Here is a 24,526-nt window from a genome sequence, read left to right on the forward strand (position 1 = left end):
ATGAAAAAGCTCGTCCTCACCGGTGCCGCTGGCCGCCTAGGCTCCTATCTGCGCGAACCGCTCAGCAAAATGGCAGACGAGCTTGTCTCCACCGATATCGCCGAAGACATCGGGACCCTGTATCCCGGCGAAAGCTACATGCAGGCCGATCTTGCCTCGCTGGAGCAAATCAGCGCAGTTTTAGAAGGCGCTGATATGGTGGTCCATTTTGGCGCAATCGTGGATGAAGCCCCCTTTGATGAGATCCTCGGCCCTAACATCATCGGTGCTTACAACGTCTGGGAAGCCGCACATCGGCACGGAGTGCGCCGAGTGGTTTACGCGAGCTCGGTGCACGCGGTTGGCATGTACCCGTCCGCCGATTGCATTGGCATTGACGCCCCCCACCGCCCCGACAGCTTCTACGGTCTCGCCAAGTGCTTCGCCGAAGACCTCGGCCGCCTCTATTGGGAGAAACGCGGACTGGAAAGCGTACATATGCGCATCTTCTCCTGCGCCAAAGTGGTCAGCACCCGCTCCCTCGCGACTTGGCTCAGCTATGACGACCTGATCAGACTTGTGACCCGTGCAATTGATACGCCGACAACGGGCTTTTCCATCGTGTACGGCATCTCCAACAACGACCGCATGCCCGTCAACAATGCCGGCGCGTCCCACCTCGGGTATCGGCCACAGGACAATGCCGAACAATTTGCGCCCGAAATCCTCGCTGCCGCGCCACTTGCAGATCCAAGCGATCCGGCTCAGATGTGCATTGGCGGCCCGTTCACCACCATTGAGCTTGGGGAAAGTGGGCTGGCGAAAATGACCATCGTGGATGACCGCAAAAAACTCTAACCACAACGAAGGGCGCATCACGCGCCCTTTTGCATTCCCAATCCGCGCTGATGCTTAAAGAGCTCTAAGCGGCTCTTATGCTTGCAAAAATCTCCACAGGCATTTCTTCATGTGACATGCGGGTCTCAAACCCTTTCACCATATCTGCCACCTGTGATGTGTCGCGCCGCATATTGTCAACCACGGCGACCACCTCTTCCACCAGCGCAGCGTTCTGCTGTGTGGCCTCATCAAGAAGCCCAAGCCCCTGCGCGATCTCCGAAAGCCCGTCTGACTGGGCACTGGTCGATTGCGCGACTTCAGAGCTTAGCGCCGAGACGTTTTCCACGTCCTCCACGATTTCCTCAAGCACATGCCCCGCTCTGTCCACCAGCGTCACACCGGTCTCCACCAGCTCTGACGATGTCTTGATCAACTCGCTGATCTCTTTCGCCGCATCCCCTGCCTTCTGCGCAAGCCCGCGCACTTCAGAGGCCACAACGGCAAAGCCGCGCCCCGCGTCTCCCGCACGCGCAGCTTCAACACCGGCGTTCAAGGCCAAGAGGTTCGTCTGAAAGGCGATGTCGTCAATCACGCCGGTGATCTGGGAAATCTGGGCCGAGCTCTGGGCGATTTCCTGCATCTTACCGACCGTCTCCCCCATCACTTCCTGACCGGTTTTGGCCTGCGCATGGGTCTGGCGCATCATCACATCAGTCTTTTGTGTGGCCTCAGAAGACGATTGCAGCCGCGTGCTGATCTCCGAGATGGACGACGCCGTACGTTCCAAGGTCGCGGCCTGCGTTTCCGTGCGCCGCGCCAGATCACCCGCGCTGGAATTCATTTCTGACGCGGTCAGGTTCAGGTCATCTGTTGCGTATTTGATGGTCTTCATCACCGACCGCAGCCCGCGCTGCAACTCATTAAACGCCACTCGAAGCCCGTCAAAGGCTTCCGGGAAATCACTTTCACCCGGAGCGGGAATGTCTTCTGACAAATCCTTACCCGCGACCCGCTGCATTCCCGCCTCAAGATAGGCAAATGCCTGCGTCTGCTGGTTTTTCTTCGCAGCGGTATAAGCCACCGCTGCCGCGGCCTGATCCATTTGCATGATTTGCGACAACAGCGCTGCCCGCTTGGCGAGACGCTTTTTGTCGCCCCAAAAAATCATCAGGCCCGCCTTTTGGATCAAGACTTTTTGCAAATAGGACGATGCCCGCGCATGGGCCGCCAAGTAGCCGTCAAGGTTCAGCGCCATTTGCTCAAAATGCAGGGCGCACAGTCGCTCAACAGACGTTGCAAAGGACGCCTCGGCATCTTTGCTCAACAGGCGTTGCCAATGGTCTTTCATGGCCGCTTTGGCGGCCGCAACCACGGTCAATTCCGCGTCGGTCTCGCGATAGAAAATCTCAAGCGCCGCATCCCATTCAGGCGCCAACTTGGCACCAATGCTTTCCAGCAGAGCCAGATCATCCTTATCCAAACGCATATTTGTTGTGAATTCTTCCAACGCGTTGGCCATATCGGCGAGCCCCTTCTTCCCGGACGCTTTTTCTCTTCTCCCTCAGTAGAAGAGAGTTGGTTAACAGAAACCTTAACCAAAACGAAAAGAGCAGGAGCTGGGCAAAAAATCGCAAATGCAATGAAGCCGCTGCAATAAAAAACACCGCCTGCAGAAGCTGCAAGCGGTGTTCTGAAATCTCAGTCTTTGCAGACGAGTGTCTCTTAAGCGGCGGTCTCGATGCGCGCGCCTGCAAACTGGGCCACCATGGCATGTGCAGTGGCTTCATCCACCAGGCAAAGCGCTGTGGACAGGCCGTCAGCAACCGCTGCGGATGGTGCAGACACAGATGCCAGATCAAGCGCACCTTCCTGGCCGTCAGGACGGAAGATATGTGCATCGCTGCCGGACAGAACGGTCGCCATCGGTGCAGAGGTTGCCAGCGCGCGATCGGTCAGCTTGACACGTGCAACAACGTCGCCTGCCGGAGTGCTCACGCCTGCGGTCCACTTGGCGCCATCTGCGCGGTGACCCAGCGCTGCGACTTCGCCCATGTCCAGCAGAACGTCTTTCAGACCTGCATCGCGCAGGATCGCGGCAACACGGTCGGTAACATAGCCCTGCGCCACACCGTTCAGCGTAAGCGCCATGCCTTCTGCACCAAAACGCACCTCATTGGCGTCAAAGGCAACCTTGTCCCAGCCGACACGTGCCTTGGCATCGGTCACATCGCCCTGACCACCTTTCGCCAGCCAGAGCGGCTGAACGGTTGGGTCAAACGCGCCACCGCTGGCTTTGTTCAGCGCATCGCTCAGCTCAAGAACGTTCAGCAGATCAGCGGAAGGCGCGGAAAGCACACCGTCACGGTTCAGCTGGGTCAGCGCGCTGTCACGGTACAGAGAGAAGATGCCTTCAAGACGATCAAGCTCTGCGGTGACGGCTGCTACAATCGGCGCGGCTTGTGCTTCGGTCAGGCCAACCAGAGACATCTGAGCAGGCGCGCCCAGCGCCACACCCTGCCATTTGGCGGTTTCGGTAACGGTAGCAGCGTGGCTCAGGCCAGCAGGCACAGCAGCACTGGCTGCGGCGATGGTCAGAAAACGGCGGCGATGCATCCGGGTCATGAAAAGGTCTCCAGAATCGGGTCAAAATCGAGGTGCGCCATGCGCGGTTGGCGGGGGCATATCATCCAATTCCCGGACTGCCCACCCCACCAACCCGCAAAATTCGCGGGAAAACGGCCTTCTTGGCCGCTTTCGTCGGATAATGTAGAATATTAAAGCAAAGGTATAGATGCTGAATGAAAACAAGCAGACGACTGCACGCTCTTCAATAAGAGGCTGGTCTGCTTAGTCGGGCATGCAATGCACAGCATCTGCTGCTCAGTCAGGGAAGAACATGCCCAACCAAAGCACCTTCGAAGACATGGAGTTTAAGGGTTGGACAGACCCTAAAATCGCACGCGGCTACGCCGACGGTTTCGCCACGGCCACGCGATTGACTGCGCGCCATCTTGCGGCTGCGGTAGTTGCTGGACCTGACACACATATTCTCGATCTTTGCACCGGGCACGGCATTGTCGCCGCTGAACTCCTCGCAGCCAGAGCTTCCGTTGTGGCGTTGGATTTTTCTGAAGCCATGCTTGCACTCGCCAAAGAAACTGCGCCCAGCGCAACCTTTGTCCAAGGCAACGCACTGGAGATGACGTTCGCCGATCAATCCTTTGACGCGGTCACTGTCGGTTTCGGCGTTCCCCACTTTCCCGACCCGGCACGCGGCTTTGCAGAGATCGCGCGCGTTCTCAGACCCGGCGGTCGCCTCGCGTTCTCGATCTGGTGCGGCCAAGGTTCCGCAGGTGCCCTCGGGTGGTTGTTTGAAGCTTATGGCCGATTGGCCGACACTTCCATCAAACTGCCTGACGGCCCAGACGCACACCAATTCACCGATCATGGCCTGGTCAGAGAAACGCTGACAACGGCAGGCTTTGAAGACATCACATCACAAGATGTCCCTTCAGAGCTGTTGGTAAAATCGCCCTCAGATATTTTTGACGTTTTTGACAAAGGGGCCGTGCGCGCCGCGGTGCTATTGAGCGGACAGTCCGAAGACACCCGCGGCGCCATTCGGGCCTCACTTGCAGAACGCGTCCAGATGCTGGGCCGACACGAGGCCGATGGATACCATGTCCAAGCCCCCTGTGTGATGGTCTCAGCCACGCGTTGTTGACACCAGCGATGGGCCGCCACGCCCCAATTGGTTAACGCGAAAATCCACCGCCGCGATAACGTCGCAATACCGACGCGATACAGACCCTCCATTTTGGCAAGTGTTAACGCTAATCACCCACCCGCTGACCGTCGCCATCAAAGAAATGACACGCCGCTTCTGGGAAGCTCAACCCCACTTGATCTCCGACATGATGAGGCACATCTCCACCCGTCACGCGCACCACGATCTTCTCTTCCTGACCAACGTCCAGAATAAGAAACGTGTCTGCGCCGAGGTATTCGACCACCTCAATGGTGCCGTCACACTGGCCAGCACCCGTCGCGCAAACCTCAACGTGTTCAGGACGCACGCCAACCTTGGCCGCCGTACTGGCTTTGCCAAAGGGGCCGCTGCCACCGATTGCCAGCTGATACTGTGCATCCCCTGCGGCGGCGCGGCAGTCCAGAATGTTCATTTTCGGGCTACCGATGAACTGCGCCACGAACAAATTCCCAGGCTTTTCATAGAGTTCGCGCGGAGTGCCCACCTGCGCGATATGTCCATACTCCAGCACCACAATGCGATCCGCTAGCGTCATCGCTTCGACCTGATCGTGGGTCACATAGATCATCGTGCGCTTCAGGCTCTGGTGAAGTTTGGCGATCTCATAGCGCATCTCGACCCGTAAAGCGGCATCAAGATTTGACAACGGCTCATCAAACAAAAAGGCTGTTGGATCCCGAACAATCGACCGTCCAATCGCAACCCGCTGCCGCTGCCCACCAGACAAGTCTTTCGGGCGCCGCTCCAGATAATCTGTCAGCTTCAGGATCTCTGCCGCCTGCCCAACCTGACGCGCAATCTCATCCTTGCTAACCCCTGCAACTTTCAGGGAAAAACCCATGTTTTCAGCAACGGTCAGATGCGGATAGAGCGCATAAGACTGAAACACCATGGTCAGACCACGCTTGCTTGGCGGATGATCGGTGACATCATTTCCGTCGATCTCCAACGCGCCGCGACTGATATCCTCAAGGCCACCAATCATCCGCAGCAATGTCGACTTGCCACAGCCTGACGGACCAACGAAGACCACGAACTCACCGTCCTGAATGTCCAGATCGATCCCTTTGATGACCTGAATGTCACCAAACCACTTTTCTACAGCTTTTAGATGGATACTCCCCATCAGTCTCTCCCCGCCCATGCAAGCCATACCGCTGCGGTCCAGGTGAAGGACCCGCCGCCCGCAGCATCGCCGCTAAATGGATCAAAATATTCAGCAAATCCGTGTTTCGCGATCAAATCGGCAGTCTTCTTTGCCAAAGCCTGCGCTTCTTTTTCGTGGCCCATGTCCTTCAGACCAAGACCAATCAGCATGTTCACAATGGCCCAGGTTGGGCCACGCCAATACCGCCGCGCATCAAAGGTCTCCGCATCGGGATCATTGCTTGGCACCGGATACGGCACCCGCTCCAGAACATCACGCAACCGCGCCAGCATCGCCGGGTTCTCGACGCCTGCAAACCAGCAGAGATACGATGCATTTGATACACACCCCGCCCACTCGCCGCTGTGCACATCTCGGCTGTCAAACCCGCCAAGATCCTTGTTCCACAACGTTGAGACACCAGCCTCCAACCGCTTGATATCCGCTGCGATCTGCGACACGTCCTTGCCAAGCGCTTCGCCGACTGCATGCAAGTCACGCGCCGCACGTAAAGTGGTAAACGTCATGGTCGGATCCGCCACACGGAACGGGCTTTCCGCCATCATCGCCGCCTGATCCCACTTCAGCCGCCGACCAAGCTGCACCAGTTTGATGTAACGGTCATAGTCAAATTTGGTCGGGCGATCTTCGCTGTTCACATGGGCGGTGTCACGCCGGGTGTATTCCCCCACATCAGACGCATCCATGCGCGCCATGGTCTTGTCCCAGTCGGGCGCATTGTCACGACCGGTTTCCCACGGGTGAGTGGTGCAAACCGCGCCCATATGCAGACGCCAGCGCATGATCCAATTGTGCCAAGCCAGCATCTTTGGATAAAGCGCCGCCATACGCGTCTGCCCAACCTCCCGGTCCCGCTCCCAGACAAACCGCGCCATTGTGGCAGCGATTGGTGGCTGAATAATGCCTGATGACGGGATCGGCCCCTCACAGGCCCAGACATCCGGGCCTGGGAAATAGCCGGGATCATTCTTGTGAAACAGGATGTGCGGCACCATGCCATCGGCCCATTGACCTTGAAACAGGGTCTCGAGCTCGACCCAAGCGCGCTCGACATCAAACTGTGCAAATCCAAACGCTGCCACGGCGCTGTCCCAGTTCCACTGGTAGGGGTAGAGCCCCGCCGTCGGCACGGTGTAGCCGCCCCGATCGTTGTCGATCAGGATCTGTTGGGCCTGATCGGTAAGTGTGTTTTCGGAAGTCATTTTCTTATCCTTTGACTGACCCGGCCGTCAGGCCTTTGGTCATGAAGCGTTCGAGCCCTAGGAACAGCACCATGATTGGCAAGGTTGCGATCACCGCACCCGCCATCAGGTGTTGTCTGGGAATTTCAGAAGAGTTGAGCATCGCCACACCGCGTGTGAGCGTGAATTTGGATGGATCATCCAGCAGCATGAAAGCGAGCAGGAACTCGTTCCACGCAATCATGAATACATAGAGCGACACGGAGGCCAGCGCCGGCAGGCTCAGCGGCAGCGTGATCTTCCAGATCACCGCGAGACGCGACAGCCCATCCATCAGACCGGCTTCTTCGACTTCGGTTGGCAGTCCCCGAAAATACCCCTGCAGCATATAAAGCGCGACGGGGATGGTCGTAACCGGATAGATCATTACGATGCCAAGGATCGAGTTGCGTAGCCCCGTCATCGAAAAGGCGATGTAGATCGGCAGCGCCAAAACGATCATCGGCACCATATAAATCAGCAGGATCGAACGCGAGAATGCCTTCTGCCCCTTGAACCGGAACCGCGCCACCGCATATGCCCCAGGCACGCTGAACGCCAAGGTGATGAACACTGTCAGCACCGACACGTAGAAGGACGTCCAGAGATAGGTGCCAAAATTAAAGTCGCGAAACAGCTCCACATAACTCCGGAACAGCTCTGCGCCCTTGCTGATTTCAATTGAGAAATCGAGCGGGTTTTGCAGCAAGGCCTGTTGCGACTTCAGGCTTGTCATCACCATCACGTAGAATGGGATCAGCACAATCGCGGTGAAAAAGATATAGCCAAAGCCAGTGAGGAAGCGGATCACCGCCGCCTCATACTCATGCCGTGTCAGCGCGCCAAACGGCGTGTCCTGCAAGATCGCGGCCATGGCAAAATGCATACCTGCCGCAAGAGTAACCATTGCCACGATGATGGCTGAAAAGGAAACACCCTCGCCGGTCACAACCGGTCCAACCGGCGACGCCATGGCAATCGCCATAAGCGCGCTGATCGCAAACCGCACGGGCGCGTACTGCGACGGGAAGCGCACATAGATCAGCCCCGCCGCCGCCCCCCACACGAGACAAAGCAACAACTGCGGACGGAAGGCCGCCCCGGTGGCAAATGACATCGCCACCGCAACCGTTGTTGCCATAACAATCAGCCAAAGTGCCCCAAGCACGGGGCCAGTAATAAACCCTTTACGCATTTAGAGGCCCTCCTCACGGCTGATGAATTTGAAGAAGAAGAAGGAAAAACACAGCAGACACAGCAGGATCACCACCGCCACCGCCGCCCCCGCACCGATGTTGGAAATCGCAAAGGCCTGCTCATAGACGTTCACCGTCAGAGTCCGCGTGCCCGCATTACCGCCAGTCAGCAGGAAGATGTCGTCAAACTTGTTGAAGGTCCAAATGAAGCGCAGCAGGAAAAGCACCGACAGAATGCCCAACAGCTGTGGCAGGCTCAGCAGCCAGAACTTCTGGAAAGGTGACGCGCCATCCATATCCGCTGCCTCATACATCGAGGAGTCGATGCTCTGCATCCGTGCAAGAATGAACAGGAACGACAGCGGGAAATAGCGCCAGATCTCAAACACCGTCACCATAATCAGCGCCAGTGGACGCTCGCCAAAGAAGTTGATCGCGCTTTCCGTGACGCCCATCTGAATGAGCAACGCATTTGCAGAGCCAGAGAACGGGTCAAACAGCGTCACCCAAGTAAAGGCCACCGCAATCACCGGCGCGACATAAGGGAACAGGTAAAGCCCCCGAATGATCCCTTGTCCCCGGAAACTCTTGTTCAGCAGAAGCGCTGCAAACAGCCCCATAACCAACGCACCAACCGTGCCAAAAACGGTGTAAAACATGGTCACGCCAAAAACCGTCCAGAATTCGCCGCCATCAAACAGACGCTGGTAGTTCTCCATCGACAACTGCGGGGTTGTTAGAACGCTCTTGCCGGCACCGGACATGACCGGCTCGTTGTCTTCCACCGCCGCTTCCAGCGCATCCTCGTCCAGCTCGGACGTGATGGGCAAACGGAGCCGTTCCCGCTCGCCCCCTTCCATGTCACCAAAGTCGCAGAACAGATCCTGGCCGGTCACCGTGCAGGCTTCAGGCAGATCCCCAACAAGGGCAACACCTTCTGGCAGACGATCGGACAGGGTTACCCCTTTGAGTGTCTCTGCTTGCGACGAGTTCCGCACACGGTATTCGATCCGCAGGTCATCGCCACTGCCGCGCAGGCTCTCACGCACAATCGGCGCAGGCGGGCGCAGGTCAGACAGCGCAAAGGGTTTGAAACTGATCCAAATGACAGCCAGCAGGGGCAACACCACAACCAAAGCAACACTGATCAGCGTCGGAGCCAACAAGCCCCAAGCCAGCCGTGCCTCGCGTTTGGCTAATGCGCCCGTGCCTGTCGGCGGGAGAGCCGTAGACATGGGGAACCTCAAGAGAAAAGAGCGCGAGCGGCCCGCCTGCACATCGGCAGGCCGCTGCAATTATGTCTTTGGTTATTGAACCTTGGACAGGGCGTCGTTCATGGCGGCAACCGCAGCGGCCGCGTCGATCTCATCATCGATATACTGACGCACAATGCGGTTGATCGCTTGGCTATTGATGATCTTTGACGCAAGAGACAGCTGGCCTTCCGCCACCCCCCAACGCTGAGCCACATCAAGGCCGCCAACGATTTCGTCGATCATCGCCTGATCGTAAAGCTCACCAAGCGGCGCTTTGCGATCCACACCAACCGGCAGTTTGGACCATGCATCCGCAAAGGCAGTCGGGTTGTCCGTCGTACCGCGACGCACCGGGAACTTGCCTTCAGGCGCAATCGACAGCGTTTGGGTGTAGCCGTCATCCATTGCGAACTTCACAAAATCCATGGCCGCATCGGTGTCTGCATCCGATGTAATACCGAAGTAGCGCACGTCACCCCAAGCAGCCCCATCTGGGTTGGAAGGACCGGAGAAATTGGTCACGATACCAGTCATACCCGCCAGCTTGTTGGAGGTTGGATCGTCCGTGATGGTGGGCGGAGCGCTATCGCGCAGGCCTGCAAGCTCATCCAGAATGAACGGGGACCAGATGATCATTGCAGCTTTACCCGCGAAATACAGCTCACGTGACTGCTTCCAGTACAGTTCACCCGGAGGCGAGGCTTTGGAGATTGCCTTGTAGAAATCCAGAACCTCGGTGGTCTTGGCTTCATCCAGCGGTTGGAACCCATCTGCGCCAACCGGGCTGACCCCATTTGCAAGGAACACATGCTCCAACACCTGGCTCATGAAGTTCTCATCCACTTTGGTGGCAGCAACAAAGCCATACATCTCTGGCGGATTGTGCAACTTCTCAAGTGCCGCCAGCACATTGGCGTAGCTGCTGGGCGCTTCAAGGCCTGCCGCATCAAATAGATCTTTGCGGTAGACCACCATCTGCGTCCAGCCATCAACCGGCACAGAGGCCACTTCTCCATTGAAATCCGCCATCGCCACCGCGCCAGGTGCAAAGGTGCTCACACCCAGATCCTCGACGACTTCAGAGGCCGCCTCTGTGTCCAGAATGCCCGCCTCAGCCCAAGGCAGCGCATATTGCAAAGTGTGATAGATCACATCCGGCAGGTCGCCCGCGGCAAAGGCTGCTGTGGCACGCGTACCCAGATCACTTTCCGTGACAGGGATGACTTCAACAGTGGTGCCGGTCGCGGATTTGAACTGCTCCGCCATTTCTTGCTGTTTGGCAAGCCGCTCAGGTTGCTCTTCGGTGGTCCAGAAGCGGATCGTATCGGCTTGTACCGACATCGCCGTCAAGGCCAGGGCAAGCGAGGTGCTTACCATCAGTTTCGAAGTAAAGTGACGTGACATGATTGTCCTCCCGTGTTGTCGTTATTGGGTATTTTTAATCTTTTCTGCGAGTTGATCCGGGCGCAGCGCGGGTGGCCCATCTGACTGCCGCTCCACCAGGATGGCATCAGACACCTCTCGAAGTGTCTCCGGAGACTCCCCCCGGATCTGGCGGATCAGCAATTCCGCAAGTCGCGCGCCAGCCTTTCGCGTATCAACGTGATAGGTGGTCAAGCCAGGTCGCACATAATCCGCTTCAGGCACCCCATCATAGCCGATGACAGACACATCACGCCCGACCTGAAGGCCCAAATCGCTGAGGGCATCATAACCGCCAAGCGCTGCCATATCGGTGGCAAACACCACGCCCGTCGGGGGACGCTCAAGCCGCATCAACGCATGGACTTCTTCAGCCCCTTCTTCGCGTGTCCGCGCCCCTTCCCGCAGAAGCGCGGCGTCATACGTCAGCCCTGCAGCCGCGAGCCCGGCCTTGAACCCTTCTCGGCGCAGATGGGTGTAGTTAAAGTTTGCAGTGCTGCCAACATAGCCGATGCGCTCGTGGCCCAGCCCGGCAAGCCGCGTCACCGCGCTACACATCGCCGCCTCTCCGAGAATATCATACCAGGAGCTTTTTTGCTGCGCGGTTGGCACGCCATGTTCGGTGCGCCCGAATAAAACGTGCGGCACGCCCCGCGCCTGCAACAGCGAAATCCGCGCGTCCTTGACTTCGGTACGGGGCAGAATAAATCCGTCTGCTTTACGCTCATCAACCAGCCGTCCAAGCACGTTTTGCATATCGGCATTTGAGGTCGCTGTCGAAACAGTCACTGTCCAGCCAAAACCACTTGCGGTTTCACACGCCCCCATCAGGAACTCCTGCAAAAACGGATTGTGCCGGTCCGGCTCATCCATTTGCAGCACCAAAGCCAACGCCCGCACCCGCCCCGTGCGGATCGCCTGCGCATGGCTCAGCGGTTGATATCCGAGTTTCTGGGCAGTGCTCGCCACGCGCTTCCGGGTGCTTTCAGAAATATCGGCATAGCCGTTCATAGCGCGCGAAACCGTGCTTTTGGACATGCCCAAATGCGCTGCCAGATCATTGATCGTCACCCGACGGCCCGCGCGGTTCTGCGGTGCGCGCATATCTTTTTCGGAAGGGTTTCGAATCGCTGACATGGCATGACTATTTTTTCCGAAACCGGTTTCGGCAAGCAATATCAGGGCACGAACTTATGCGTTCAGCCCAAGTTTTGGCCGCAAAAAGCGCAAAGCCTCCTGTTTTTCAGGCGCTCTAAAAACATCTCATCTCAGCGAAACATCCCCAAAGGGACCGCAAAACCCTTGCCATCTCAGCGGTTGCTCGTAGCGTTTCACACAGCCTCACTTTGCTGCGCAGGAACCACTCATGCTCACACACCACCGCCCGATCCGGTCCATCGCCTGTGTTGGAGAAGTGATGATCGAAATGGCCCTGCAAGATCAAGCCACTGCGCGTCTCGGCGTGGCAGGAGACACGTTTAACACGGCCTATTATCTTAACAGACTTCTCGCAAATACAGGGGTATCGACCACCTATGTCACGGCCCTCGGGAATGATACCTTTTCAGATCGCATCCGCAGCACCATCGCAAGGCACGGCATAAAAACCGATTGCATCGAAACCCGCAAAGGCCAGATGCCAGGCCTCTACGCCATCGAAACCGACGAAAATGGGGAGCGTAGCTTCAGCTATTGGCGCTCCGCCTCCGCCGCCCGCACGCTTTTCTCCGAGCCTTGTGACGTGCCGCTTTCCACCCTCAATCGCTTTGATCTGGTGCTTTTTACAGGCATCAGCATGGCAATCCTGCCACCTGAGACGCGTACCGCGATCCTCAACTGGATCGACATCTACCGTGCGGATGGCGGACTCGTTGCCTATGACAGCAACCACCGCCCTCGCCTTTGGGAAAGCACTAAGGTCGCCCGCGACATCAACACACAAATGTGGAAACGCACGGACATCGCCCTACCTTCCGTGGATGACGAAATCGCGCTCTTTGAGGACACCTCCGAGAATGCAGCCCTCGCCCGCCTGCGGTCTTACGGACTCACCTATGGCGCCCTCAAGCGTGGCCCCGACGGTCCACGCGAAATCGCAACAGGCGCTCCACTCACAAACCCTAGCCCGGCTTCCAAAATGGAGGACAGCACCGCGGCAGGCGACAGTTTCGACGCGGGCTTTCTCGCCGCCACCTGCCTTGGCAAGGACATTCAAGCAGCCATGCATACGGGCCACCAACTCGCCGCCCATGTGGTCACCCAACCCGGCGCGATTGTGGATATCCCCGATCGTTTCGTCGTCGCTTTGACCTGAGCTATCCAACCAAAAAGCCCCAGCGCGATAGCGCCGGGGCCTCTGAAGTGTTTAGGCAGAAAGCTTAAACCGTGCCGCCCAAACTGTCTTCCAGCGCCACTAGTTCCTGACCACCGGCCATCATATCTTGCAGTTCATCCGGCGTGATTTGCCCACGCTGCGAAGTGCCGAGCGTCTGACCACGGTTGAGCACCGTAAAGCGATCGCCAACGGCCAGAGCATGGCGCACATTATGCGTGATAAACACCACCGCGACACCCTGCTTGCGCACCTTGTCGATGGTGGCGAGCACATTGGCCGTCTGACGCACCCCAAGCGCGGACGTCGGCTCGTCAAGGATCAGAACTTTTGCGCCAAAATGCACCGCCCTCGCGATGGCAACCGTCTGCCGCTCACCGCCTGAAAGCGTCCCAACAGCCTGATCTGGTCCGCGCAGATTGATGCCCATCTTGCGCATCTCTTCCATCGTGACCTGATTGGCATAGTCGTGGTCAAAGAACTTCATCGGACCGATCTTCTTCACCGGCTCATTGCCCATAAAAAAGTTCCGGCTCACCGACATCAGCGGGATCATCGCCAAATGCTGGTGAACTGTCGCGATCCCCGCCGCAATCGCATCGCGTGGATCGGCAAAATGCATTTCCTTGCCTTCAAACAGGATCTGCCCTTTGGTCGGCTTGTGTACGCCAGACATGGTCTTGATGAAGGTGGATTTCCCCGCGCCGTTGTCACCGAGTAGACAGTGACATTCGCCTGGAAATACATCGACGGACACACCGGCGAGCGCAATCACGCGACCAAAGTGCTTGGCGATGTTTTGCATCTGAATGATGGGGGCTTTTTCCGGGTTCATATCAACGCTCCCCCGTAATGATGCGACGGATATAGGTGTTCAGGATCACGGCTCCCAGCAAGATAACTCCGAGGAACACGCGGAACAGCGAGCTCTCCACGCCTGCAAAAAACAGCCCCTGCTGGACCACCCCAAAGATCAGCGCTCCCAAAGCAGCCCCGATCACGGAGCCATAGCCCCCGGTCAGCAAGGCGCCGCCAATCACCACAGCAATGATGGCTTCAAACTCTTTCAGAAGGCCGCGGTCAGAGCCGGCACCGCCAAACTCCATCACCTGACAGGTGGCAAAGACGGTTGCGCAGAAAGCGGTGAACATGAACATCAGGATCTTCACCTTGTCGACGGGCACACCAGAGTTGCGCGCCGCTTCCGCATCGCCGCCAGCCGCGTAGATCCAGTTGCCAAAGCGGGTCTTGGTCAGGATGATGTGGCCAACAATCACAAGCAGGATCGCCCAGACAATAAGCATCGGCAGGCCGTCTACCACGGGCTGGCCTTTGCGGGTGCCACGCTCAAACACAGCAATGATCCCGGCATCACCCATCCACTGGAAGAATCCGGTGAAGATCTTGCCCCCAAACACGGCCGCCAGCCAATCGCCTTCTGCCGCTTCACCGACGCCACCAATGATGGTTTTACGCTCAATGGTCTGTGGCAGATAGATCGCAAAGCCGCGCAAAATAAACAGAAACGCCAGCGTCACGATGAAACTCGGTAGCCCTGTGCGCACCACGATAAAACCGTTCAACGCGCCGATAGAGACCGCAATCGCAAAGGTCACGATAATGGCCATCCAGACCGGCCAGCCCAAAGTGACGCTGAAGATCGCAATCAACATCCCGGCAAAACCAATCATCGACCCGACGGAGAGGTCAAACTCACCAGCGATCATCAGCAGACAGGCCCCCACCGCAATGATCATGAACTGCGCCGAAATCTGGCTCCAGTTCATAATGCCCTGGCTGTTGAACATGCCGCTGTCAAAAGCGAACAAAAGGAAAAAGGTGAACACGGCAACGGTGCCAACGATCCCGCCCAGTTCCGGACGGATCAGCGCTTTGCGGAAACGCGAGATTTCCTTGATGCGCTCATCGGCATTGGCCGCGGGTTGCGTCGCGTTTGTCATGCGACATCTCCCATCTGCTGTGAATTTTGGATTGGTTTGTCTGGGTGGGGAAAGGGCACCGGATGTGGCGGCGCCCCTCGCCTATTTTTACTTATCAAGCCAGTGGCTTAGCGATACTCGCCCGCAAACTCTTCAACTTTTTCAAGACCATCGGCGGTTACAAAGCCCGGACCGGAGTTGATGTTGTTGCCTGGCAGCACGCCATAACGGTGATAGTTGGTCAGAACCACAACAGGCAGGTACGCCTGCAAGAAAGGCTGCTGGTCGATACCCCAGTTGATCACGCCCGCTTTGATGCCCTTCACGATCTCTTCGCCGAGGTCGAAGGTGCCAAAGTAGATGTCGCCGGCCATGCCGTTTTCATCCAGCGCCAGCAGAGTTGGGTCAGCAGATGTTGGGCCAAGCGTCAGAACCGCGTCGGTTTCTGGATTTGCGTTCAGATACGCCAGCACGCGGTTTTTGATCTCCGCAGGGTCTTGGCCGCTGTCGATCATCTGGTCACCCAGATCCACACCCAGACCATCTGCGAAGCCCTGACAACGCTCGGTCGAAGACGGTGAGGAGATGTAGTGGTTCACACAGAGGAAGCTGCCAACGCCGTCGCCTTTGGCACGTACACCCGCCGCATAGCCGGCATCATACTCAGGCTGACCAACATACATCAGCGCACCCACTTCACGGGCTTGATCTGGCGTACCGGAGTTCATGATGATCACATCCACACCGCTGTCCACAGCCGCTTTGATAGGGCCGGAAAGCACATCATAGTCGCTCAGCGTGGTGATGATTCCATTTGGCCCAGAAGCCGCCGCCTGCTCGATGATCCGCGCCATATCCGCCAGATCGCCGGTTGGCGGGTTGCGATACTCGACGTCGACACCCATCTGATCGCCCGCCAACGCGATGCCATTTTTGATGGTGTTCCACCAGCTGTCACTGTCTGGTGCGTGGCTGACCAGAATATATTTTTCGCCATCAGCGGCGGCAGTGTTGGCCAGCGCAAAAGGCGCGGCCACAACGGCAGCCGCCAAAGCCAGCTTCTTGGTAAATGAAGTCATGTTTTCCTCCCAAAATTACGTCTTCATGGCACGCAGGCGGCTCCAATCCGCCTTCTCCGACACAAGTTTAAGCACATCCCAATTCACTTTGCAACCGGTTGCAAAAAGTGAATTTCCATTTCATGCTGCATTCACTGGGGAAACAGAGTAGACACGCCAAAACGCAGAGTTAGGATCAGAACATTATGGCCGTGACATTGAAAGAGGTTGCAGAACGCGCCGGGGTCTCCCGCTCCGCGGTGTCACGCACCTTCACGGACGGCGCTTCCGTTTCTGACAAGATGCGCCGCAAGGTGGAAAAGGCAGCGCGCGAGCTGGGCTACAGCCCAAATGCGCTGGCATCCTCGCTCACCACCGGCCGCACAAAACTCATCGGTCTTATCTCCAACAACTTCCACAACCCGATTTTTTTGGAGGTTTTTGATCTCTTCACACGCGGCCTTCAGGATCGCGGCCTACGCCCCCTTCTGGTGAACCTCACAGACGAAACCGACCCGGAAAATTCCGTGCGTATGCTGCGTCAGTATTCTGTGGATGGGGTCGTGGTGGCCTCCTCCACCCTACCCCCAGGCTTTGCCAAAGCGTTCCGCGATGCGGGTGTGCCGGTGGTGCACTCCTTTGGCCGCGCCTCCTCCTCCCCCCAAGTGCATGTGGTGGGAATCGACAACGCAGAATGCGGTCGCATGGCCGCCCGCGAGCTTGTTGAACGCGGCTACACCCATGTTGGCTTCATGGGTGGCCCAGAAGGCGCAACCTCGACCCAAGATCGCTACACCGGCTTCATGTCAGAGATGTCGGCACACCCATATGTGAAGGTCAGCTATTCATTCGCCGACCAATATTCCTTTGATGCCGGACGGCGTGAAATGCTTCGCCTGCTCAAGAACAGCCCCGCAGAAGCGTACTTTTGTGGGGATGACGTTCTCTCAATCGGCGCGCTTTCAGCTATTGACGACAGCGGCTTGAGCTGCCCGGAAGATATCGGCCTCATTGGCCTCAACGACATGGAAATGTCGCGCTGGGAGAACATCGACCTCACAACCATCCACCAACCAATCCGACAAATTGTAACGTCATCAATTGAACTGATGGTCGCGATGCTCGACGATCCAGAGCGCTACCCGGAAACGCGGATCTTCCCTTGTTCGATTGTGGAAAGAGGCACCTTACGCGCACCTATTGAAGGCGATTGAAAGCGGTATACGTGCCCCTCCACACATGTAGCGTTATTGACCTCTAGAAAGATCAAAGAGGCCTCATCGAAACATCGTTGGTCGCGCATCCATCCAGGCGCCACCGTCTTTGGCAGAGGCCACTGCGGTATAAACCGCCGCCATGGAGCGCACACCGGCTGCAGCATCCGGCAAACCGTCACGCACCTCACCCGCAATCGCATCGGCCAAATCGCAGTAGATGTTGGCAACGGCCAACGGGAAGCCTTCCGGATGGGCAATCGCCACACGGCTCAGCCGTTGCGCATCCTCATAGAGCCCCGCCTCACCCTTTTCGATAACCTGCGTGCGGCCACCAACAGGCGTGTAGATCAGCTGGTTCGGCTGCTCAGACGCCCAGCGCAGCCCGCCGGTTTCACCAAACACCTGAATATCAAAGCCATGTTGCCGCCCGATGGCCACCGAAGAAGTCCACAGCCGTCCCACGGTGCCACCGCTCATGCGGAAATTAACCATCGCATCATCTTCCAACTCGCGGCTTGCAATGGTTGAAGCGAAATCTGCCGACAGGCTTTCCACCTCGTCATCCGCAATGAAGCTCGCCATATGCAGCGCGTGAATCCCGCAATCTGCGAACTGCCCGGACACGCCCGCCATCGCAGGATCATAGCGCCAGCGCACACGCGGATTGTCAGCGTCCGCGGCATCCCCATGGTGGCCGTGGCTGAAGTTTGTCACCACCAAACGCACCTTGCCGATCTCACCTGCACGCACCATTGCGCGGGCCTGACGCACCATCGGATAGGCGGAATAGCAATAGTTCACCGCACAGATCTTGCCCGAGGCAGCGGCAATCTTCACAATCTCCTCCCCCTCCTCCACAGTCATGGTCATAGGCTTTTCGCAAAGAACGTTAAAACCCGCTTCCAGAAACGACTTGGTGATCTCAAAATGAGTGGAGTTTGGTGTGGCCACCGTGACCAGATCGACGCGATCCTCTCGACCTCGCTCTCCCGCCAGCATTTCAGTCCAGTCGCCATACGCACGATCTTCAGCCACACCAAGGCGCTGCGCATATTCCTTGCCCACGTCAGGCCGATGATCCAGCGCGCCAGCGGTAAACTCAAAGCGCCCATCCGCCAGCGCCCCCAATCGGTGAGCCGGTCCGATCTGACTGCCTTCGCCGCCACCAATCATGCCCCATTTCAGCTTTTTCATGAGCTCTCTCCTCCCCATGATGTCAGCGGAGATGCACCGACATCGCACCCCCGCAATACTGTTGCGATACCGACGCCTTACAGACGCGATACCGACGCCACATTTTAGATAAAACCAATGGTTTCCAGATACTCTCGGTTCTTACGCGCATCTCCGACAGGGTCTGGATCCAAGAGCGGATCACAATCCTGCTCCACTGTGCACCACCCCTCAAATCCGGCATCCAACAGAACCTGGCGAACAGCCGGGAAATCCACATCCCCATCACCAAGGTTGCAGAAAATCCCTTGTCCGCAAGCGTCATAGAAACCCGTGCGATTGGCGATCACCTCAGCCTTGACCTTCGGGTCTATGTCTTTGAAGTGCATGTAGGAAATGCGCCCCACGTGTTTTTTCATGAAGGCAACCGGATCAAAACCCGCGTAAGAATGATGCCCTGTGTCAAAACAGATCTTCAGGAGGCTCTCATCCACTTCATCCAGCAGACGCTCAAGTTCTGGCTCAAAATCCATAAACCCCGCGGCATGCGCGTGAATACCAACAGTCAGCCCATATTCCTCAGAGCCGATACGCGCCGTTTCCGCAATACGGTCACGATAGGCGCTCCACTCAGTCTGATCCATCTGCTCCGCTTCACCCGCACGCCCAGCAGTTGGCGCCCGACGTGGAGAGATTGAGTCAATTAAAACAAGATGTTGCGCACCATGCGCCTTCAGAGCCTTAGCTGTCCGATGGGTGGCGTCGAGCACATCTTCCCAAGCGCTTGGATCATGATAGGCACGGAACACCACGCCACCAATCAACTCCAGCTCATGCTCCGCCAAAGCATCCGACAACATTGCAGGATCTTCTGGCATAAAGCCCACCGGGCCCAGCTCTATGCCCTTATATCCCGCTTCAGCGCATTGCTTTAAAACAGTTTTCCAGCTTGGATTGCGGTCATCTTCCGCAAATTCAACACCCCAAGAGCAGGGCGCATTGCCAATTCGCATCGTCATTGCTTGTCACTCCGAAAATCAGAAGCCTTTGATATCTTTCCAGCTCTTGGCTTCGCTTGACGCCAAAGCTGCCGCGATCACGCGGTTTACCTCATGTCCATCGCGAAAGGTCGGCCAGACCGCTTCCCCGGTTTCAATCGCGCGCAGAAAGTCCCGCGCCTCGATGATGATCTGATCCTGATATCCGGTACCGTGCCCCGGTCCTTGGCAGAAGGGCTCATAGTCCGGATGCGCGGGGCCGGTCAGGATTTTAACAAATCCGCGCGTCTCTTCAGGGCCTTCCATACGATAAAGCCAAAGCGCATTCTGATCTTCCTGATCAAAACGGATCGCCCCTTTTGTCCCTGTGATTTCATAGGCGTAGCCCATCTTGCGACCCGTTGCGATGCGCGAGAAATACATATGGCCCATGGCGCCATTCTGAAAACGGCACATGATCTGCGCATGATCGTCGTTGGTCACACGACCACCCGGGCGCTCTGCATGAACTGTCTCGACTTCCCCCAGAACTTTTGAAATCGGTCCCAACAATGCGAGTGCGGCGTTCACCATATGCGGCGCCAAATCGCCCATGGTGCCATTGGCCATGCCTTCGGTGCGCCAACTCGCGGGCGCCTCCGGGTCTGCATAGAAATCCTCGGTGTGCTCCCCTCGAAACCAAGTCACATTCCCAATCACGCCATCCGCTATCAGCTGGCGCGCAAATTGCGTTGCAGGCGTGCGCACGTAGTTGAAACCGACCATATTGGCGACACCTGCCGCCTCAGCCGCAGCGACCATAGCCGCGCCATCCTCAATCGACGCACCCAAGGGCTTTTCACAAAGAACAGGCTTGCCCAGAGCTAAAGCGGCTTCAGCAATGTCACGATGCGTCTCTTGCGGCGTCGCAATGACAATTGCTTCCACCTTCGGATCCGCTACCAATTCCCGCCAATCCGCTGTGGCCCGCGCAAACCCAAACGCAGCACGATATCGCTCTGCACTCTCAGACCGCGAGGCACAGACCATCTCAAGCCGCGGGCGCAATGCCGTATTAAACACAGCGCCGACTGCGGACATCGCAACCGCATGGGCTTTCCCCATGTAGCCACCGCCACATATGCCTATGCCAATCTCTGTCACCTTTGGCGCTCCGTTTTGAAATTCAGTTTGCAACCGGTTGCAAAACTTGTATCGTGAGAATCGAAAGCTCGCAAGCTGCATTCGAGGGAGGTCGTAAAATTCTCCCCGAAAACTCCAAAGGGTTCGCGCTCAAATGACGACAAAAAACTCCACGATCCGCCTCACCACGGCGCAAGCTATTATTCGTTGGCTCTCCCATCAGTTCATCGAAATTGACGGACAGGAAATGCGCGTCTGCGGCGGCGGTTTTGGCATCTTTGGGCACGGCAATGTGACTTGCCTTGGTGAAGCCCTGAACGAGGTCCGTGAAGAGCTGCCCCTGTATCGCGGACAAAACGAGCAGAGCATGGGATTTGCTGCAGCGGGCTATGCCAAACAATGGCTGCGCCAGCGCTTTATGTTTTGCACCGCTTCCGCCGGCCCTGGCACCGCAAACCTGCTCACCGCATCCGGGCTAGCACACGCCAACCGCCTGCCCATGCTCATGCTCTGCGGTGACACGTTCCTGACCCGCCTGCCCGACCCGGTGCTGCAGCAGATGGAAAACTTCAACGACCCGACTTTCGGGGTGAATGACGCCTTCAAACCGGTTGTGCGCTACTGGGATCGCATCACGCACCCTGCGCAGGTCATTCAATCACTGCCAAATGCCCTTGCCACCATGTTGGACCCGGCCGATTGCGGCCCGGCTTTCCTTGGGCTGCCACAAGATGTTCAGGGCTGGACTTACGACTACCCGGCAAAATTCTTCGAGAAAAAGGTCCATCGCATCCGGCGACAGGCTGCTGACAGCGCGGAGGTTGCAGATGCCGTCGCCGCACTGTCAAAGGCGCAGCGCCCAATGATCATCGCAGGTGGCGGCGTACAATACGCCCAAGCCACGGCAGAACTCGCCGCTTTTGCAGAAAAACATAAAATTCCGGTGGTCGAAACCATCGCTGGCCGCGCCAATATGACGGCAACACACCCGCTCAACTGCGGCCCCATCGGCGTGACCGGCTCTGACAGCGCCAATGCGCTTGCGGCGAAGGCTGATGTGATCCTCGCAGTCGGCACGCGCCTGCAAGATTTCACAACCGGCAGCTGGACAGCCTTTGCTCAGGACGCGCAATTCATCTCAATCAACGCCGCCCGGCACGACGCCGGAAAACACATGTCTTTGCCTGTCGTCGGCGATGCCAAACTGGCTCTCGAGGCGCTTGATGCAGCACTCACTATGTCTACCCCCCAAAGTTGGCTGGACTTCGCACAAGAAGAGCGCACCAAATGGGACGCCTATGTGAAAGACAATGTCTCCTACGGCAACCGCCCCAATTCCTATGCCCAAGCCATTGGTGTGGTGAACGACCTCTGTGACCCACGCGACCGCATTGTTGCCGCCGCAGGTGGCCTACCGGCCGAAGTCACCGCCAATTGGCGCACGCTCGACATTGGCACAGTAGACGTGGAATTCGGCTTCTCCTGCATGGGTTATGAAATCGCAGGCGCCTGGGGTGCCCGCATTGCACAGTCCGAGCGTGAGCCGGATCAAGACACCATCACCTTCTGCGGCGACGGCTCTTATTTGATGCTGAACTCAGACATCTACTCATCTGTACTGAGCCGCAAAAAGATGATTGTGCTGGTGCTCGACAACGGCGGCTTTGCGGTGATCAACAAGCTGCAGAACAACACCGGCAACGAGAGCTTCAACAACCTTCTGGAAGACTGCCCCACAATCCCCGAAGCCTTCGGCGTCGACTTCGCGGCTCACGCCGCATCGATGGGCGCCACGTCAGAAAAGGTCTCAAACCCCGCCGAGCTGGGCGAAGCTTTCAAACGCGCCAAGGCCAGCGACAAAACCTATGTGATTGTCATGGATGTGGACGCCTACGAAGGGTGGACAACGGAAGGCCATGCTTGGTGGGAAGTTGGCACGCCGCATGTAACCGAAAACGCAAAGGTCCGCGAGAAACACCTCGAAATCGAGGCCGAACGCTCCAAGCAGCGCAGAGGTGTCTGATGCGCCGCTTCACCAAAGATAACGGGGACCCGGCCACAATTGTTGAAGAGCTTCTGCATGGCGGCGGCGCAGTCGGGATCTCTGGCCTGTTCTCGCCAGAAGACATCGCAGAGGCACGCGCCATCGTTATGGAGCACTCAGAGCAAGAGGCGCCAAAGGTCACACATTTTCAAGGTGCTGCCGAAGACGACGGCAAGATCAACCTGCAGCGGCGGGTTTGGAATCTTCTGGCCAAAGGGGAGGTTTTCTCGCGCATGGCCGCGCATCCAACTCTGATGGCCATCCTGCGCCAATTCCTCGGCTCTGAGTTCATCATGGGGTCCATCGCGGCCAACCGTATCCTGCCCGGTGGGCCGGGTCAGGAACCGCATGTAGACTACCCTTACTGGGATTTTCACAAACCTGAGACCCATCCCATTGGTCTGAACAGCTCTTTCCCGATGAACGCGCAGGTCTCTGTTTTGCTGGACCCTTTCACCGAAGAAAGCGGCGCAACCGCCTACATGCCCGGCTCCCAAAAAGAGCTGCGCTACCCAACGCCTGAAGACAAGTTTTACGACACCTGCGCCCGTATGACCGGAGAGCCGGGGGATGTCGCGCTTTTCTATGGCGTCACATGGCACTGCGCCATGCCCAACAACGCAGATCACGACCGCAGCGCGATCCTGATCCAATATCTGCCCAAATGGGTGAAACCGATGGAGGATATGCCCGCTGCTTTGCAGCAGTCATTTATCGACACCGCCAGCCCGGACATGCGCCAACTTTTGGGCCTCAACTACCCCTACCCCGAAGTGCTGGATGTGGCCAAAGCGGGCAATACCGAGGGTCGCACATGAGTTTGATCGACGCCATCATCTCCCGCAAATTTGTGGTCTTTGGCCGCGCGGGAATGGACATGTTTGCCGACCCCGTGGGCACAAAATCGGAACTGGCAGAGACCTTTCGCGCCGACCTCGGCGGCTCCTCCGCCAATATTTGCGCAGGCCTCGTCAAACTTGGGTGCGAGGCCGCCTTGGTGACCTCCATCTCTGATGATGCTGTGGGTCGCTTCGCTCAAAATCGGTTAGAGCGCTACGGCGTGAACACGCGATACCTACGGACAGTTGGAGGTGAGTATCGCCTCTCTCTCGCTGTTTACGAGAGCTGCATTGAAGACTTTCAGAATGTGATCTATCGCAACGGCGCAGTAGACTTTCAGGTCACCAATGACGACGTGGATCGCGTGGATTACAATGCTTTTGGCGCATTGATCACCGCAGGAACCGTCTTTGCATCCGAGCCGTCCCGCGGCTCCACCTTCCGTGCCTTTGACAACGCGCGCGCCGCTGGCATGCCGGTGATCTTTGACATCGACTACCGCCCCTATTCCTGGCCTTCACCGGAGGTCGCCGCCGAGGTGCTCTCGCGCGCAGGCGACGCCAGCGACCTGATTGTCGGCAATGACGAGGAGTTCGGCTTTATGGCAGGCGGCATCGAAAAAGGGCTTAGCAAAGCCCGCGAGCTCGCCGCCTCCGGCAAAATGGTGATCTACAAAATGGGCGAGGATGGCGCGATCACCCTCGCAGATGGCGCAGAAATCCGCACCGGCATCTATCCGGTCACCGCGGTCAAACCAAACGGCGCGGGTGACAGCTTCATGGCAGGCCTGCTGGCGGGCATCGCGGACGGTCTGTCCGTAAAAGACGCCGTGCTGCAAGGCTCTGCCTGCGCCTCCATCGTTGTTTCTCAGCCGGGCTGCGCCCCGGCCATGCCCACACCAGCCGAGCTTGAGGCGTTCCTCGCCGCGCACGCCGGCCCCACGCATCCCTGA

The 24,526-nt window shown here is 57.5% G+C and carries 21 protein-coding genes; 7 read left to right on the forward strand and 14 right to left on the reverse strand.

The annotated features are described in order from the left end of the window. A complete protein-coding gene (locus ACO07T_RS00920; RefSeq protein ID WP_422047865.1) occupies positions 1-837 on the forward strand; it encodes an NAD-dependent epimerase/dehydratase family protein in 837 nt (278 codons plus the stop codon). 64 nt (positions 838-901) lie between these two features. Here the strand turns inward: ACO07T_RS00920 and ACO07T_RS00925 are convergent, their stop codons facing one another. Next, complete coding sequence (locus ACO07T_RS00925) at positions 902-2,338, reverse strand: methyl-accepting chemotaxis protein (protein ID WP_422047866.1); 1,437 nt, start codon at positions 2,336-2,338, stop codon at positions 902-904. A gap of 203 nt (positions 2,339-2,541) precedes the next feature. Further along, positions 2,542-3,441: an FAD:protein FMN transferase gene (locus tag ACO07T_RS00930; RefSeq protein ID WP_422047867.1), complete on the reverse strand. Its 900-nt coding sequence runs from the start codon at positions 3,439-3,441 to the stop codon at positions 2,542-2,544. Positions 3,442-3,715: 274 nt separating this feature from the next. On the opposite strand from ACO07T_RS00930, the gene ACO07T_RS00935 reads away from it, so the two are divergent. Next, positions 3,716-4,543, forward strand: coding sequence for a class I SAM-dependent methyltransferase (locus ACO07T_RS00935; protein WP_422047868.1), 828 nt, complete (start codon positions 3,716-3,718; stop codon positions 4,541-4,543). Between the two features lie 109 nt (positions 4,544-4,652). On the opposite strand, the gene ACO07T_RS00940 is transcribed toward ACO07T_RS00935, so the two are convergent. The 6 genes from ACO07T_RS00940 to ACO07T_RS00965 form a co-directional block, all read right to left on the reverse strand. Next, positions 4,653-5,714 (reverse strand): ABC transporter ATP-binding protein, encoded by a 1,062-nt coding sequence (locus tag ACO07T_RS00940; protein ID WP_422047869.1) that lies wholly within the window; start codon positions 5,712-5,714, stop codon positions 4,653-4,655. After that, positions 5,714-6,958: an MGH1-like glycoside hydrolase domain-containing protein gene (locus tag ACO07T_RS00945; protein WP_422047870.1), complete on the reverse strand. Its 1,245-nt coding sequence runs from the start codon at positions 6,956-6,958 to the stop codon at positions 5,714-5,716. Before ACO07T_RS00945 ends, ACO07T_RS00940 begins: the two co-directional genes overlap by 1 nt. Before the next feature lie 4 nt (positions 6,959-6,962). Beyond that, positions 6,963-8,171, reverse strand: a complete 1,209-nt coding sequence (locus tag ACO07T_RS00950) for a carbohydrate ABC transporter permease (RefSeq protein ID WP_422047871.1) — start codon at positions 8,169-8,171, stop codon at positions 6,963-6,965. Beyond that, positions 8,172-9,407, reverse strand: a complete 1,236-nt coding sequence (locus tag ACO07T_RS00955) for a carbohydrate ABC transporter permease (RefSeq protein WP_422047872.1) — start codon at positions 9,405-9,407, stop codon at positions 8,172-8,174. 72 nt (positions 9,408-9,479) lie between these two features. After that, positions 9,480-10,832 carry an ABC transporter substrate-binding protein gene (locus ACO07T_RS00960; RefSeq protein ID WP_422047873.1) on the reverse strand — a complete coding sequence of 451 codons (1,353 nt, stop codon included), beginning with the start codon at positions 10,830-10,832 and terminating at the stop codon, positions 9,480-9,482. 21 nt (positions 10,833-10,853) lie between these two features. Beyond that, positions 10,854-11,954 (reverse strand): LacI family DNA-binding transcriptional regulator, encoded by a 1,101-nt coding sequence (locus ACO07T_RS00965; RefSeq protein WP_422047874.1) that lies wholly within the window; start codon positions 11,952-11,954, stop codon positions 10,854-10,856. 262 nt (positions 11,955-12,216) lie between these two features. Here ACO07T_RS00965 and ACO07T_RS00970 point away from each other — a divergent pair, with 262 nt between their 5' ends. Continuing rightward, positions 12,217-13,164 (forward strand): sugar kinase, encoded by a 948-nt coding sequence (locus ACO07T_RS00970; RefSeq protein ID WP_422047875.1) that lies wholly within the window; start codon positions 12,217-12,219, stop codon positions 13,162-13,164. Positions 13,165-13,228: 64 nt separating this feature from the next. Here ACO07T_RS00970 and ACO07T_RS00975 read toward each other — a convergent pair whose 3' ends face one another. From ACO07T_RS00975 to ACO07T_RS00985, 3 genes are all read right to left on the reverse strand, one after another. After that, positions 13,229-14,017 carry an ATP-binding cassette domain-containing protein gene (locus tag ACO07T_RS00975; RefSeq protein ID WP_422047876.1) on the reverse strand — a complete coding sequence of 263 codons (789 nt, stop codon included), beginning with the start codon at positions 14,015-14,017 and terminating at the stop codon, positions 13,229-13,231. Position 14,018: 1 nt separating this feature from the next. Beyond that, positions 14,019-15,143: an ABC transporter permease gene (locus ACO07T_RS00980; protein WP_209065061.1), complete on the reverse strand. Its 1,125-nt coding sequence runs from the start codon at positions 15,141-15,143 to the stop codon at positions 14,019-14,021. A gap of 107 nt (positions 15,144-15,250) precedes the next feature. After that, a complete protein-coding gene (locus ACO07T_RS00985; protein ID WP_422047877.1) occupies positions 15,251-16,201 on the reverse strand; it encodes a sugar ABC transporter substrate-binding protein in 951 nt (316 codons plus the stop codon). Positions 16,202-16,386: 185 nt separating this feature from the next. Between ACO07T_RS00985 and ACO07T_RS00990 the strand changes: the two genes are divergently transcribed. Next, positions 16,387-17,394 carry a LacI family DNA-binding transcriptional regulator gene (locus ACO07T_RS00990; RefSeq protein ID WP_422047878.1) on the forward strand — a complete coding sequence of 336 codons (1,008 nt, stop codon included), beginning with the start codon at positions 16,387-16,389 and terminating at the stop codon, positions 17,392-17,394. Between the two features lie 63 nt (positions 17,395-17,457). Here the strand turns inward: ACO07T_RS00990 and ACO07T_RS00995 are convergent, their stop codons facing one another. From ACO07T_RS00995 to ACO07T_RS01005, 3 genes are all read right to left on the reverse strand, one after another. Beyond that, positions 17,458-18,591: a Gfo/Idh/MocA family protein gene (locus ACO07T_RS00995; RefSeq protein WP_422047879.1), complete on the reverse strand. Its 1,134-nt coding sequence runs from the start codon at positions 18,589-18,591 to the stop codon at positions 17,458-17,460. A 104-nt stretch (positions 18,592-18,695) separates the two neighbouring features. Further along, positions 18,696-19,589, reverse strand: a complete 894-nt coding sequence (locus ACO07T_RS01000) for a TIM barrel protein (protein WP_422047880.1) — start codon at positions 19,587-19,589, stop codon at positions 18,696-18,698. An 18-nt stretch (positions 19,590-19,607) separates the two neighbouring features. Continuing rightward, positions 19,608-20,711, reverse strand: coding sequence for a Gfo/Idh/MocA family protein (locus ACO07T_RS01005; RefSeq protein WP_422047881.1), 1,104 nt, complete (start codon positions 20,709-20,711; stop codon positions 19,608-19,610). Positions 20,712-20,844: 133 nt separating this feature from the next. Between ACO07T_RS01005 and iolD the strand changes: the two genes are divergently transcribed. Genes iolD through ACO07T_RS01020 form a run of 3 tightly spaced genes read left to right on the forward strand, consistent with a single transcriptional unit; the run spans position 20,845 to position 24,526 of the window. After that, on the forward strand, positions 20,845-22,713 hold the full coding sequence (iolD, locus tag ACO07T_RS01010) for a 3D-(3,5/4)-trihydroxycyclohexane-1,2-dione acylhydrolase (decyclizing) (protein ID WP_422047882.1): 1,869 nt from the start codon (positions 20,845-20,847) through the stop codon (positions 22,711-22,713). Continuing rightward, a complete protein-coding gene (locus ACO07T_RS01015; protein ID WP_422047883.1) occupies positions 22,713-23,552 on the forward strand; it encodes a phytanoyl-CoA dioxygenase family protein in 840 nt (279 codons plus the stop codon). The genes iolD and ACO07T_RS01015 overlap by 1 nt, the downstream gene beginning before the upstream one ends. Next, positions 23,549-24,526 carry a PfkB family carbohydrate kinase gene (locus ACO07T_RS01020; protein WP_422047884.1) on the forward strand — a complete coding sequence of 326 codons (978 nt, stop codon included), beginning with the start codon at positions 23,549-23,551 and terminating at the stop codon, positions 24,524-24,526. Before ACO07T_RS01015 ends, ACO07T_RS01020 begins: the two co-directional genes overlap by 4 nt.

Source organism: Shimia sp. (assembly GCF_965227725.1).
Classification (GTDB): domain Bacteria; phylum Pseudomonadota; class Alphaproteobacteria; order Rhodobacterales; family Rhodobacteraceae; genus Shimia.

What these genes read in the sequence shown, in the direction of transcription:
- ACO07T_RS00960 (WP_422047873.1), bottom strand. Translation starts at nt 10,832, where the DNA reads ATGTCACGTCACTTTACTTCGAAACTGATGGTAAGCACCTCGCTTGCC.
- ACO07T_RS01015 (WP_422047883.1), top strand. Translation starts at nt 22,713, where the DNA reads ATGCGCCGCTTCACCAAAGATAACGGGGACCCGGCCACAATTGTTGAA.
- ACO07T_RS00965 (WP_422047874.1), bottom strand. Translation starts at nt 11,954, where the DNA reads ATGCGCGCACCGCAGAACCGCGCGGGCCGTCGGGTGACGATCAATGAT.
- ACO07T_RS00985 (WP_422047877.1), bottom strand. Translation starts at nt 16,201, where the DNA reads ATGACTTCATTTACCAAGAAGCTGGCTTTGGCGGCTGCCGTTGTGGCC.
- ACO07T_RS00955 (WP_422047872.1), bottom strand. Translation starts at nt 9,407, where the DNA reads ATGTCTACGGCTCTCCCGCCGACAGGCACGGGCGCATTAGCCAAACGC.
- ACO07T_RS00935 (WP_422047868.1), top strand. Translation starts at nt 3,716, where the DNA reads ATGCCCAACCAAAGCACCTTCGAAGACATGGAGTTTAAGGGTTGGACA.
- ACO07T_RS01020 (WP_422047884.1), top strand. Translation starts at nt 23,549, where the DNA reads ATGAGTTTGATCGACGCCATCATCTCCCGCAAATTTGTGGTCTTTGGC.
- ACO07T_RS01000 (WP_422047880.1), bottom strand. Translation starts at nt 19,589, where the DNA reads ATGACGATGCGAATTGGCAATGCGCCCTGCTCTTGGGGTGTTGAATTT.
- ACO07T_RS00975 (WP_422047876.1), bottom strand. Translation starts at nt 14,017, where the DNA reads ATGAACCCGGAAAAAGCCCCCATCATTCAGATGCAAAACATCGCCAAG.
- ACO07T_RS00970 (WP_422047875.1), top strand. Translation starts at nt 12,217, where the DNA reads ATGCTCACACACCACCGCCCGATCCGGTCCATCGCCTGTGTTGGAGAA.
- ACO07T_RS00945 (WP_422047870.1), bottom strand. Translation starts at nt 6,958, where the DNA reads ATGACTTCCGAAAACACACTTACCGATCAGGCCCAACAGATCCTGATC.
- ACO07T_RS00925 (WP_422047866.1), bottom strand. Translation starts at nt 2,338, where the DNA reads ATGGCCAACGCGTTGGAAGAATTCACAACAAATATGCGTTTGGATAAG.
- ACO07T_RS00930 (WP_422047867.1), bottom strand. Translation starts at nt 3,441, where the DNA reads ATGACCCGGATGCATCGCCGCCGTTTTCTGACCATCGCCGCAGCCAGT.
- ACO07T_RS00990 (WP_422047878.1), top strand. Translation starts at nt 16,387, where the DNA reads ATGGCCGTGACATTGAAAGAGGTTGCAGAACGCGCCGGGGTCTCCCGC.
- ACO07T_RS00940 (WP_422047869.1), bottom strand. Translation starts at nt 5,714, where the DNA reads ATGGGGAGTATCCATCTAAAAGCTGTAGAAAAGTGGTTTGGTGACATT.
- ACO07T_RS00980 (WP_209065061.1), bottom strand. Translation starts at nt 15,143, where the DNA reads ATGACAAACGCGACGCAACCCGCGGCCAATGCCGATGAGCGCATCAAG.
- ACO07T_RS00920 (WP_422047865.1), top strand. Translation starts at nt 1, where the DNA reads ATGAAAAAGCTCGTCCTCACCGGTGCCGCTGGCCGCCTAGGCTCCTAT.
- ACO07T_RS00950 (WP_422047871.1), bottom strand. Translation starts at nt 8,171, where the DNA reads ATGCGTAAAGGGTTTATTACTGGCCCCGTGCTTGGGGCACTTTGGCTG.
- ACO07T_RS00995 (WP_422047879.1), bottom strand. Translation starts at nt 18,591, where the DNA reads ATGAAAAAGCTGAAATGGGGCATGATTGGTGGCGGCGAAGGCAGTCAG.
- iolD (WP_422047882.1), top strand. Translation starts at nt 20,845, where the DNA reads ATGACGACAAAAAACTCCACGATCCGCCTCACCACGGCGCAAGCTATT.